The following is a 12838-nucleotide window of genomic DNA, read 5'->3' as shown; positions in this document are numbered from 1 at the left end:
TAATGGCTCACCGGCGTAGCTCGGTGAAGAGGACGGGGCCTGAGGCCCCGTTTTGCTATTTCCGGACTGGAGTTTGTCTGAGCCTCGGTTAGAAGTTTCTAAGGTTGTAATAGAATGAGTAATCAAGAAGCGCCAAAAATTGAGTTTCCCTGCGATTATCCTTTAAAAGTCGTGGGTCGCTCAGGTAATGATTTTCAACAGGTGGTGTTGGATGTGATTGAGATTCATGCCCCTGGTTTTGACCAGACGAGCGTCAGTATTCAGGAAAGTAGTGGTGGCAAGTTTCAGTCGGTGCGTGTGACGATAACAGCGACCGGTGAGCCCCAGTTGAAATCAATTTTTGAAGATCTGAAAGCCACTGGCCGTGTCCAGATGGTGATCTAAGGGGCTGCTTTGACCGAACAGCAAGAGTCTGCACCGGCATTGAAAGTTTGCTATTTGGGGCAGGTCCCTTACGAGGAAACCCTGCAGCAGATGCAGGATTATACTAATGGACGCACATCTGACGATGCGGATCAGATCTGGGTGCTTGAGCATCCACCGGTATTTACTCAGGGGTTGGCCGGAAAAGCTGAGCACTTACTGGCTCCGGGGGATATTCCTGTCATTCAGGTCGATCGCGGTGGCCAGGTGACTTATCACGGCCCTGGGCAATTAGTGGTTTATCTGTTGTTGGATGTTAAGCGCCTGGGAACAGGCGTGCGTCAGTTGGTCACTCTGATTGAAAACTCAGTTGTGGAAAGCCTGAAGCAGGCTGGAGTTAAGGCTTATCCCAAACCAGATGCCCCTGGCGTTTATGTTCAGATTGAAGGTGAAGAGTGTAAGATCGCCTCTCTGGGGCTTCGTATTCGAAGAGGCTGTTCATTTCATGGGCTGGCTTTCAATCTGGATATGGATACCTCGCCTTTTTTAAGAATTAATCCCTGTGGTTATCAGGGGTTGAGAATGACACAGCTTAAAGAAGTTGCACCTCAGGTCACCCCTGAGCAAGCGACGCAATGGGTTCTGAATCACCTTATCAAGGGATTAGGAAACCCGACTATCACAGAACAGAAGGGGCTGGATTAGTCTATGAGTGATACGCGCTCACAATTCGTTGATGCGATGGCCGACGTCAGTGAAAACAACGGTCAGAAAGTGGTCAAGAAAACCGGTAAAGTTGAGCAGGGTGTTAAGCTGCGAGGTGCCGATAAAACAGATCGAATTCCGGTAAAAATCATTCCAACAGAAGAGATCCCCCGTAAGCCGAAGTGGCTTAAAGTGCGTATGTATGCCACGCCGGAAGTTCGTCGCATCAAAGATACGCTGCGTACCCGTAAACTTCACACTGTTTGCGAAGAAGCTGCTTGTCCTAATCTGGGTGAATGCTTCAATGGCGGTACCGCAACGTTCATGATCATGGGTGATATCTGTACCCGTCGTTGTCCTTTCTGTGATGTAGCCCATGGCCGTCCGAATGCGCTGAATCAGGATGAGCCTCGTGAGTTGGCTGAGGCAATCGCGGATATGCGTCTTAAATATGTGGTGATTACCTCCGTGGATCGTGATGATCTGCGTGATGGTGGTGCTCAGCACTTTGCGGACTGCATCTCTGAAACCCGTAAGCGTATGGACAGTATTGAAATTGAAGTACTGGTTCCGGATTTCCGGGGGCGTATGGATATTGCTCTGGATATCTTGCAGCAGACACGACCTGATGTCTTTAACCACAATTTAGAAACCGTGCCGGCACTTTACCGTAAGGTGCGTCCGGGTGCTGACTATCAGTGGTCTTTGGATCTTCTTAAACAATATAAAGACCGTTGCCCGGATGTTCTGACTAAGTCTGGTTTAATGCTAGGTGTTGGTGAAACCAAAGAAGAAGTAATTGAGGTTATGAAGGATCTGCGTGCCCACAATGTGGATATGCTGACCTTAGGTCAATATATGCAGCCATCCAAGAATCACCTGGCGATTGATCGCTGGGTGCATCCGGATGAGTTTGATGAGCTTCGGGTTATCGCTGAAGGCCTTGGCTTTAAGCATGTGGCGTCCGGCCCGTTGGTTCGGTCTTCTTACCATGCAGACAAGCAAGCGCATGGTGAAACAGTTAAGTAATAAATAAAAAGCCTTTTGTAATATGCAAAAGGCTTTTTTATTGCGATGACGCAAGTTCTTGTCTAAGCTGAAGTTAGTCCCTTTACACGGATGACTTTATGTCTCGTTTTTCATTAACCCTATCAGTACTTGTTTTTTTTCTGCTGTTGATCCTGCAGGGAAATAACGTTCAGGTATTTGAGCCTGCCGAAGATTCGGCAATGGTTGTTACGGATATCGCCTGTGATACTGATAACGGGTCTGATGATTCTGTATTGCTGGCAGAGAGAATAAGTCTGACGCCGCTTCGCTTGTGTCGGGTTGTCGCTTTCTCTTTGCCTGCTCCTGTCTTGGGGCTCCCAGTCTCAAGTTCTCTTATTCGAGCCCCACCAGTAATGCCCGCCTGACGCTAGTATTTTTTTATTATCAAAATAAGGGCATTACCATGAAAACACTGCAACTATTACCTGTAGGTAATGATTATCACTTGGTGCATCCGGAAGAGTTTAATCATTTGGATCCAAGTGCACCTGCGTTAGCAATCTTTACAGACTTCAAAAAACATGTTCCGCAATCTGTGATGGCTAATCTGGCTGCTGTTCATGCAGAATCCTTAATGCGCAAGGCCCATGTCCGAATGAAAGTGGTTCTGGACAAAGAGGGGGAGCTGGTTGGGATTGTTAGTTTGAATGAACTGGATGAACAGAACTTCTTTAAAGTTCAGCACGAAGAGCGGATCAAGCATGATGAGGTACTTGTCCAGCATCTGATGATTCCACGCCAGGAACTGATGGCGCTCGATTATAACGAGCTGGCTGCTGCTAATATTGATCAGGTACTGGAAACGCTCAAACAGAATAAACAGCAGCACTGTCTGGTCGTCGATAGTGAAAATGAGCAAATCAGGGGCTTGATTTCGGCAACAGATATCGCCCGTCGCCTTCATATTCCTTTAGAGATTGAAAAGCCGACGACTTTCTTTGATATCTTTATGGCAATTAAGCATTAGCACGATATTAGATTGAATAAAGACAAAAAAGCAGCTTTAAAGCTGCTTTTTTGTCGTTTTGGATGATATCCGGATTATTCTGAAAAGCGTTCGTCCATCGCTTCACAAAGCCAATGACCAATGACCATGTGCGCTTCCTGAATACGGGCTGTTTCCTTTGAAGGCATACGCAGGGTGGAGTCGGCAATGTCGAGAAGCCCACCGCCGGTTTCACCGGTCCAGGCATAGGTATAACAACCAATCTCTTTTGCTACTTTTATTGCATCGATCACATTGGCGCTGTTACCGGACGTAGAGAGGCCAATCACGATATCTTCCGATCGAGCAAGCGCTTCGATCTGGCGACTGAATACCGTATCAAAACTGTAGTCGTTGGAGTGGGCCGTGATGATAGAGGTATCTGTCGTTAGTGCAATCGAGGCTAATGTGGGGCGCTCTTTTTTATACCTAACGACAAACTCTGCGGCGAGATGCTGGCTATCTGCAGCACTCCCACCATTTCCCATAAAAATGATTTTGCCGCCATTGCGAATCGATAACTCTACTTTATTAGCCAATTGTTGAATGTCACTCTCAAGGCCCTGAAGTTTGCTTAGGGTGTCCATGTGGCGTTGTAAGGCGGCCAAAAAGCTCATAACGTATACCTGAGTCAGAAAATTCAGAATGATGGATTGTACATTAGATTGTTTTTTTAAGGCAGTTCGTTGGTAGTGATGGGGTGCAACAAAATGTATCTGGGAATTGATCTTGGCGGGACAAAGATAGAGGCCGTTGTTCTGACTACAGCTGAGGGAGACCAGTTCGGAGATATTCTATATCGCAAGCGGGTCAACACACCGATGAAGGATTATGAAGCGACATTAAGAGCAATCAAAACACTCATTGATCAGGCAGATAATGATTATGGTCCCTTTTATGCTGTTGGTGTAGGCACGCCGGGAGCGGTTTCTACAAAAACAGGTGCTATGAAAAATTGCAATTCCACTTGCCTCAACGGCCAATACTTGCTGAATGATCTTGAACAGATAACAGGAAAGCGTGTTGTGCAGGCCAATGATGCTAATTGCTTTGCACTGTCAGAGGCTATTGATGGAAGTGCTGCTGGTGACCGTGTTGTCTTTGGCGTCATTCTTGGTACCGGGGTTGGTGGTGGCGTGGTTATTAATGGAGAGGTTTTGCAGGGCGTCAATCGAATAGCGGGTGAGTGGGGACATAATCCGATGCCTCTTTCCATGCTGCCTGAGGGTGAAAGGCGTGCCTGTTATTGTGGGAAAATAAACTGTGTAGAGACTTATCTGTCCGGTCATGGTTTTGCTCAAACCTACCAAACCTTGATTGGTGCTCAGAGTGGGTTGGTTGGTAGTCCGATGGCTCATGACATTGCGCTGCTAATTGATCGGAAAGATAAACAGGCGCTCTGTGCTTTGGATATTTACAGTAAGCAGTTAGCAGCTGCCTTGTCAGAGGTTATCAATATTCTTGACCCTGATACTATTGTGTTGGGCGGAGGCATGAGCAATATTGAAGAGCTTTATTCCCGCGTCCTGCGCTGGTTGCCGGAGTTTGTTTTTTCGGATTCTGTCGAGACTAAAGTCCGGCCGCCAACGTATAGTGATTCAAGCGGTGTTCGCGGAGCTGCTTGGCTTGTAAGGGGAGAGGTATAGTGGATCTTTCTATAGGCATCGGGTCATTTGTTGCCCGTTTTTTCTGCTACCTTTGTCTTAAAAATGACTGATTAGGTGGGTCTTATCCACTCTAATTTTTGTCTTTAATTTTTTTTTGTAGTATTTTTACAAAACTGACTGGCCAGCCACAAAATTGCTGGCTCCAGTTTGTTTAAAGACAGACCGGCTATCGTGGGTCTGCAGTTCTTTAAATCATTTCGCACTCGCGATATGAAATGGTCGCAAAATTTCAGTTAAAAGCCTGAATTTTTTGCTTCAGATTAAAAAGTCCGAAATGTTCCTGATGTAAATAAACTACAAGTGCTGCACAAAGCGCGATGATAGGAACTGTCACATGATCTGTGACTCGGCTGAATCGGAAAAATGCGGAGAGTTGATAATATGAGTCTGGATACACGAGCAGATCTTGATCCGATAGAAACCCAGGAATGGCTAGATTCACTGGATTCTGTAATGGATCGCGAGGGTGAAGATCGTGCTCAGTTTCTGCTAAGCGAACTGGGTAACCGTTTACGTCGTGAGGGTGCTCAGCCCCCTTTCTCTATCACTACACCACACCGCAACACTATTCCGGTTCACCGTGAAGCTCGTATGCCGGGTGATCTGTTTATGGAGCGGCGTATCCGTTCTGTGATTCGTTGGAATGCGATTGCGATGGTAATGCGTGCCAACAAGAAAAACCCCGGTATTGGCGGCCACATCTCCAGCTTTATGTCCAGCGCTACGCTGTACGACGTGGGCTTTAACTACTTCTTCCGTGCGCCAAATGGTGATTTTGAAGGTGACCTGGTTTATATCCAGGGCCACACTGCACCGGGTATCTATTCCCGTTCCTTCCTGGAAGGTCGTCTTAGCGAAGAGCAACTGGATAAGTTCCGTCAGGAAGTGGATGGGGACGGTCTTTCATCTTATCCACACCCTTGGCTGATGCCGGACTACTGGCAGTTCCCAACCGTATCTATGGGGCTGGGTCCTCTGGGCGCGATTTATCAGGCCCATGTGATGAAGTATCTGGACAGCCGCGGCAAGAAGCCGATGGATGACCGTAAAATCTGGGCTTTCCTGGGTGACGGTGAGTGCGATGAGCCGGAAACTCTGGGTGCGATCTCTCTGGCTGGTCGTGAAAAACTGGACAACCTGATCTTTGTGATTAACTGCAACCTGCAGCGTCTGGATGGTCCTGTTCGTGGTAACGGCCGTATCATGGATGAGCTTGAAGGCGTATTCCGTGGCGCTGGTTGGAATGTGATCAAAGTGGTTTGGGGTCGTTTCTGGGATCCTCTGTTTGAACGCGACAACAAAGACATCATGCAAAAGCGCATGGATGAAGTCGTTGATGGCGAATATCAGAATTACAAGCAGAAGGGCGGTGCTTATACCCGTGAACATTTCTTTGGCAAATATCCTGAGCTGGCGGATATGGTTAAAGATATGTCCGATGAAGACATCTACCGTTTGAACCGAGGTGGCCACGATCCTTACAAGGTATACGCGGCGTACCATGAAGCGGTGAACACAACCGGTAAACCTACCGTTATTCTGGCGCATACCGTCAAAGGTTACGGCATCGGTGAAGATGGCGAAGCGAAGAACGATACCCACTCTGTGAAATCTCTGCAGATAGCGGGCCTGAAAAAATTCCGTGACCGTTTTGGCATCCCTCTGACCGACGAGCAGCTGGAAGACGTTCCGTATTACAAGCCTGCAGATGACAGCCCTGAGATGCAGTACATGCAAACTCAGCGTGAACGCTTGGGTGGTTATCTGCCAGCGCGTCGTAAGAGTTTTGAGCCGCTTGAGATTCCGGGTCTGGACAACAAGATCTTTGAAGCCCAGCTGAAAGGCTCCGGTGATCGTGAAATCTCCACGACGATGGCCTTTGTCCGCATCCTGTCCGGTCTGGTGAAAGACAAGCAGATTGGTGAGCGTGTGGTGCCTATCGTACCGGACGAAGCCCGTACCTTTGGTATGGAAGGCATGTTCCGTCAGCTGGGTATCTACACCTCTGAAGGCCAGAAATACAAGCCGGAAGATGCTGATCAGATCATGTACTACAAGGAAGACAAGAAAGGTCAGATCCTTGAAGAGGGCATCTCTGAAGCCGGTGCGATGTCCGCATGGGTTGCCGCAGGTTCCAGTTACAGCAACCACAACTATGCCCTGATTCCATTCTACATCTACTACTCGATGTTTGGTTTCCAGCGTATTGGTGATATTGCCTGGCTGGCCGGTGATATTCAGGCGAAAGGCTTCCTGGTGGGTGGTACTGCCGGTCGTACAACGCTGAATGGTGAAGGTCTGCAGCACCAGGATGGTCACAGCCATATTCTGGCAGGCACGATCCCGAACTGTGTTACCTATGATCCTGCTTACGCTTACGAGATGGCGGTGATTATTCAGGATGGTCTGCGTCGCATGTACCAGGAGCAGGAAAACTGCTTCTATTACCTGACCGCGATGAACGAAAACTACGAGCAGCCAGCCATGCCGGAAGGTGCCGAAGAAGGCATTCTGAAGGGTATGTACCTGCTGAAAGAGTCTGCTGACAGCAAGCTGAAAGTTCAGCTGATGGGTTCCGGTACCATTCTGCGTGAAGTGATCGCTGGTGCCGAACTGCTGAAAGAAGACTTTGGTGTTGATGCCGATATCTGGAGTGTGACCAGCTTCAACGAGCTGCGCCGCGATGGTCTGGCGGCAGATCGTCAGAACTTCCTGCATCCGGAAGCGGACGAGAAAGAAGCCTACATCACTACATGTCTGAAAGGCCGCCAGGGTCCTGTGATCGCTTCGACCGATTACATGAAACTGCATGCTGACCAGGTACGCAGCTTTATCCCGACCGATTACCGCGTACTGGGTACCGACGGTTTCGGCCGCTCTGATACCCGCGAGAAGCTGCGTCACTTCTTTGAAGTGGACCGTTACTTCGTTGCTGTTGCCGCGCTGAAAGCCTTGGCGGATCGTGGTGAGGTTGAACGTAAAGTGGTTGCCGAAGCGATCAAGAAGTACAACATCAACCCGGAAAAATGTGACCCACTGACCTGTTAATCGTTGTCCTAAACAGCCAACGGGGTGGCTGTAAAACAGTGCCACCCCTTTTTAACCGTTAACAGGTAACCGTTCTGATCCGGCAACGATAACGAAGCCGGATCAAACCAATCGAATAGGAGCGAAAGCTTTGAGTACTGAAATCATCAAAGTGCCGGATATTGGCGGAGATTCAGATGTCGAGGTCATCGAGGTCTGTGTTGCAGTGGGCGACCGTGTTGAAGCAGAAGACTCACTGATCGTACTGGAATCAGATAAAGCGTCTATGGACGTACCCAGCCCGCAAAGCGGCGTGGTTAAAGCGATTAAACTGAATATTGGCGACAAAGTTTCAGAAGGTCACGACATTCTGGAGCTGGAAATTGAAGGTGGTGCTGAAACGGCAGCGGAAGCAGCTCCTGCCGTTGAAACGGCTCCTGCACCGCAGGCACCGGCTGCTTCTACGCCTCAGGCGGCCGCAGCGCCATCTGTAGAAACCATCAACGTACCGGATATCGGTGATGATGGTGAAGTGGAAGTTATCGAAATCAGCGTTGCTGTCGGTGATGAGATTGCGGAAGAAGATTCTCTGGTCGTACTGGAATCTGATAAAGCATCTATGGAAGTGCCATCACCGGTTGCTGGAAAAGTCGTGGAAATTCTTGTTGAAACCGGAGCAAAGGTTTCTGAAGGTTCTCCAGTAGTGCGTGTTGAAACTGCTGGTGGCGCTGTTGTAGCTGCACCGGCTGAAGCTGAAGCTACTGCTCCGTCGACCGAGCCTGCCCAGGCTGAAGCGCCTGCGGCACCTGCACCGGCTGCAGGTCCTGTTCGCAAAGAAGTTCATGTACCGGATCTGAGCGGTAACAGCGACGTGCCGGTTATTGAAGTATCCGTAGCGGTCGGCGATGAACTGCAGGAAGAAGATGCCCTGTTTGTTCTGGAAACCGACAAAGCGACCATGGAAGTGCCTGCACCGTTTGCCGGTAAACTGGTTGAGTTCTTTGTAACGGAAGGCCAGAACGTCAATCAGGGTGATCTGGTTGCGGTCATGGAAGTGATGGAAGCGGCACCTGCTCAGGCTGCAGCTCCGGCGGCGTCTGCCCCGGCTCAGAATGCTCCGGCATCGGCTGCGCCTGAACAAGCTACGACTGCCGCATCAGCTCCAGCTGAAGCTGCTACCGCGGACAGTGGTCGTAAAACCGGTAAAGTTCACGCGGGTCCCGCAGTACGTATGATCGCCCGTGAATTCGGTGTCGATCTGCTGGATGTGACACCAACAGGCCCCCGTAGCCGTGTTCTGAAAGAAGACGTTCAGGCGTACGTTAAACAGGTGATGCAGCAATCCAAAGCGGCACCTCAGGCATCTGCTCCGGCTGCAACAGTTGGTGCAGGTATTCCGCCGATCCCTGCGGTTGATTTCAGCCAGTTCGGTGAGATCGAAGAGAAGCCGATGGGTCGTCTGCTGAAAGCAGGAGCTATGAATCTGCACCGCTCCTGGCTGAATGTGCCACATGTAACCCAGTTTGACGAAGCGGACATTACGGAACTGGAGAAATTCCGTAAGTCGATGAAGGGTGAAGCAGAGAAGCGTGGTTCTAAGCTGACGCCACTGCCGTTTCTGCTGAAAGCCTGTGCTTATGCGATGCAGAAATACCCTCAGTTCAATGTGTCCCTGCACCCGGATGGCGATAAGCTGATCCACAAGAAATATATCAATATTGGTTTTGCGGTAGATACGCCGGACGGACTGCTAGTGCCAGTGGTTCGTGATGTTGACCAGATGTCTCTCTGGGAACTGGCTGATGCTACTGCAGATCTGGCTTCACGCGCTCAGAAAAAGCAGCTGAAAGCGGATGACATGAAGGGTGGTTGTTTCACCATTTCGAGCCTGGGCTCGATCGGTGGTACTGCATTTACTCCGATTGTTAATGCGCCGGAAGTGGCTATTTTGGGTGTTTCCAAAGCCAGTATGAAGCCTGTGTGGAACGGAAGTGACTTTGTGCCACGGCAGATGCTGCCGTTGTCACTCTCCTATGACCACCGGGCGATCAACGGGGCTGATGCTGCACGCTTTACTGCGTTCATCGCAGCAGTTCTCGCTGATATTCGTCAGATGCTGATGTAAGAGCTGTGCCGGCTCTGTAGCTGACGAAACTCCATTATTACCCGAAAGGGTAGTTGTGCCTGTAGGCGGTATTCTTCGGAATACCGCCTTTTTGCGTTTGGAAATGCTATGTTCCTATCCGTTGTTGAATACGTTTGAGATATGATTCACCCGTAGTTCTTTGGGGGAAGTTTATTTGGCAATGTATAGGGCGTGACATGATTGAACTTTTACAGCAAAGCGGTATATCACTGGATTCAGCGCTCTGGACTTTTTTAGTCGCGATTACACTGCTTACGATGTCGCCAGGCGTAGACACTATTGTGGTGATCAGAAACACCCTCCGTGGTGGAGTTCTGGATGGTGCGATTACCAGTGTTGCGATTTGCCTGGGTTTGTTTGTTCATGCTGTTATTTCTGCTGGTGGTATATCGCTGATCCTGCTGCAGTCGGCGATGTTGTTTACTGCACTTAAGCTGGTTGGTGCTCTTTATCTGATATGGCTGGGCTATAAAAGCTTATCTTCTGCCCTTAGCCGAAACACGGACTCGACATTAGCTACCGCCGTCAAAGAGTCAACGGATCAAAGTAGGGTTTCGGTTTGGCGTTCATTTCGGGAAGGTTTTCTGAGTAATGTTCTTAATCCTAAGACAATCGTATTCTACATGGCTTTCTTACCGCAGTTTATTCAGGCAGGTGAACCGGCGATGATGAAATCCCTTCTGCTGGCGGCTATTCACTTTCTGATTGCGAATATTTGGCAAATTCTGATTGTTCTTATGGTGAGTAAGGCTTCATCTTTACTGCTAAAAGGTGCAGTCATGAAGGGCATTGATGGTGCGATAGGTACGGTGATGGTGGGTTTCGGGCTTAAATTAGCGTTTGATCGTAGCTAGAAATCAATCAAACAGATGTTTGCCGGCTACAACGAATGTATCCTTGTTTTTGCACTTGTGGACGGGTATTGTCGTTTTCCAGTTTGCCAGAGTTTTGACTGATGAGTCTGTTACCTTCTGGTGGGACGGGTTGTTTTATCTTCGATGAAAGTATATTGGCCGGTTTGAGACAGGCTAACAATCTGACCGATAAAGATTACAGATCAGATGTAGGACACGGGACATCTGATTAAAAAGAATAAACGATTTAATAATTACATTAAGGGAGCATTACTCCATGCGTTTAATTTTGTTGGGCGCTCCGGGCGCAGGTAAAGGTACTCAGGCTCAGTTTATTTGTGAGAAATTTGGTATTCCTCAGATCTCTACCGGTGACATGCTGCGCGCAGCGGTTAAAGAAGGTTCGGAGCTGGGCCTTAAAGTGAAAGAGATCATGGAAACTGGTGGTCTGGTATCCGATGAGCTGATTATCTCTCTGGTCAAAGAGCGTATTGCTCAGGATGATTGCAAAGCGGGCTTCCTGTTTGATGGTTTCCCACGCACGATTCCTCAGGCTGACGCGATGAAAGACGCGGGCGTTCAGCTGGATCACGTTGTTGAGATCGATGTTGCGGATGAAGAGATCATTAAACGCATGAGTGGACGTCGTGTTCACCCTGCTTCAGGTCGTACTTATCATGTTGTTTTCAACCAGCCTGAGGTTGAAGGTAAAGATGACGTAACCGGTGAAGATCTGATTCAGCGTGAAGATGATAAAGAAGAAACTGTACGCCACCGTCTTGGTGTTTACCATGAGCAGACAGCCCCTCTGGTTGATTACTACAAGTCATGGGAAGCGACTGGTGCAAGCGAAGCCCCTAAATACACTCACATTGCCGGTGTCGGTAGTGTAGATGATATTCGTGACAAGGTATTTGCTGCTCTTTCATAAGATGCAAAAAGCTTTACTCTAAAACTGTAGAATAGTTCCTCATGTTAAAGGAGCGCTATCGGTATTAGAGGCAGCGAAAGAAATCCGGTATTCTCTGATGATTCAGCGATGCCGGATTTTTTTATGGGCGAAACAATCAGCCCTTCAGATCCTAGAGCAGCGTTTCTTCTTGATAAACATACAGGTTGAGTTATGAATCAAACAATTGAGACCATTCTTGCCCATCGTTCTATTCGTAAATTTACTGAACAACCGATCTCTTCTGAGGTATTGGCAACGTTGGTCGATTGTGCAAGAGCTGCTTCTTCTTCGAGCAATATCCAGTGTGTCAGTATCATTCGTATCGTCGACAGTAAGAAAAGAGAGTTGCTGGCAGAATATGCCGGTGGTCAGGCATATGTAGTGAGTGCTGCCGAATTTCTTGTTTTTTGTGCCGACTTTAATCGTCATCAGCAAATCAAGCCGGACTCTAAATTGGGTTATACCGAGCAAACTCTGATCGGAGCTGTAGACTCAGCTCTTATGGCTCAGAACTGTTTGTTAGCTGCTGAGTCCTTAGGCTTGGGTGGTGTTTATATTGGAGGTCTGCGGAACAATCCTGATCAGGTCTGTGGATTATTAGACCTTCCGGAAAATGTGTTTCCGATGTTTGGTATGTGCCTAGGTTATCCCGACCAGGATCCTGCTTTAAAGCCTAGACTGCCCAGTGATTTAATTATGCATACCGATGGCTACCAATCTATGGATACAGAAAAGCTATCAAAATATGATGCCACTGTGCGCGAATACTACGATATCAGAACAGGCGGTAAGCTTGACCAATCCTGGTCAGAGCAGGTTAGTGCGATCTTGAGTAAAGAAGCCCGTCCGTTTATGCAGCAGTCCCTGAACAAACAGGGTTTTGCTAAAAAATAAGATGCTATTTACCTTTTAAGGCCCGACACCGTAAGGTATCGGGCTTTTCTTTTGCTTGCAAATCGTTAACTCCAATCCTATATCCCATGTTGTGATTTCAGGCTTGTTAGCTTTATTTTCATTTTTTATGCACTTTTCTCATTTTAGGGCTTGTACTGCCCCGCTTTGTGCGTATAATTCGCCCTCGTTGTCACG

General features: G+C 48.4%; 11 protein-coding genes. 10 read left to right on the top strand and 1 reads right to left on the bottom strand.

Annotated elements, in window-relative coordinates; translation table 11 throughout:
- Positions 1-114 precede the first annotated feature (114 nt).
- The 4 genes from AC4GL5_RS06420 (at position 115) to AC4GL5_RS06405 (ending at position 3085) form a co-directional block, all read left to right on the top strand.
- A complete protein-coding gene (locus AC4GL5_RS06420; RefSeq protein WP_490381967.1) occupies positions 115-384 on the top strand; it encodes an HP0495 family protein in 270 nt (89 codons plus the stop codon).
- A gap of 90 nt (positions 385-474) precedes the next feature.
- Positions 475-1068 (top strand): lipoyl(octanoyl) transferase LipB, encoded by a 594-nt coding sequence (gene lipB, locus AC4GL5_RS06415; RefSeq protein WP_490382059.1) that lies wholly within the window; start codon positions 475-477, stop codon positions 1066-1068.
- Between the two features lie 36 nt (positions 1069-1104).
- Positions 1105-2097, top strand: coding sequence for a lipoyl synthase (gene lipA, locus AC4GL5_RS06410; protein WP_490382058.1), 993 nt, complete (start codon positions 1105-1107; stop codon positions 2095-2097).
- Between the two features lie 424 nt (positions 2098-2521).
- A complete protein-coding gene (locus AC4GL5_RS06405) occupies positions 2522-3085 on the top strand; it encodes a CBS domain-containing protein (RefSeq protein WP_490381966.1) in 564 nt (187 codons plus the stop codon).
- Between the two features lie 74 nt (positions 3086-3159).
- Here the strand turns inward: AC4GL5_RS06405 and AC4GL5_RS06400 are convergent, their stop codons facing one another.
- The gene (locus AC4GL5_RS06400; protein ID WP_490381965.1) at positions 3160-3720 is read right to left on the bottom strand and encodes a D-sedoheptulose-7-phosphate isomerase; all 561 of its coding nucleotides are present in this window, start codon (positions 3718-3720) and stop codon (positions 3160-3162) included.
- Between the two features lie 93 nt (positions 3721-3813).
- Between AC4GL5_RS06400 and AC4GL5_RS06395 the strand changes: the two genes are divergently transcribed.
- From AC4GL5_RS06395 to nfsA, 6 genes are all read left to right on the top strand, one after another.
- Entirely contained in the window at positions 3814-4749 is a 936-nt protein-coding gene (locus tag AC4GL5_RS06395; RefSeq protein WP_490381964.1) for an ROK family protein, read from the top strand.
- 402 nt (positions 4750-5151) lie between these two features.
- Entirely contained in the window at positions 5152-7818 is a 2667-nt protein-coding gene (gene aceE, locus AC4GL5_RS06390) for a pyruvate dehydrogenase (acetyl-transferring), homodimeric type (RefSeq protein WP_490381963.1), read from the top strand.
- A gap of 130 nt (positions 7819-7948) precedes the next feature.
- Positions 7949-9922: a pyruvate dehydrogenase complex dihydrolipoyllysine-residue acetyltransferase gene (gene aceF, locus AC4GL5_RS06385; protein WP_490381962.1), complete on the top strand. Its 1974-nt coding sequence runs from the start codon at positions 7949-7951 to the stop codon at positions 9920-9922.
- Positions 9923-10119: 197 nt separating this feature from the next.
- Entirely contained in the window at positions 10120-10797 is a 678-nt protein-coding gene (locus tag AC4GL5_RS06380; RefSeq protein WP_490381961.1) for a LysE family translocator, read from the top strand.
- Between the two features lie 277 nt (positions 10798-11074).
- A complete protein-coding gene (adk, locus tag AC4GL5_RS06375) occupies positions 11075-11728 on the top strand; it encodes an adenylate kinase (RefSeq protein WP_490381960.1) in 654 nt (217 codons plus the stop codon).
- Positions 11729-11920: 192 nt separating this feature from the next.
- A complete protein-coding gene (gene nfsA, locus AC4GL5_RS06370; RefSeq protein ID WP_490381959.1) occupies positions 11921-12643 on the top strand; it encodes an oxygen-insensitive NADPH nitroreductase in 723 nt (240 codons plus the stop codon).
- Positions 12644-12838: the final 195 nt, after the last annotated feature.

Source organism: Oceanospirillum sp. (assembly GCF_982874595.1).
This window is presented reverse-complemented; position numbering and strand designations above follow the sequence as displayed.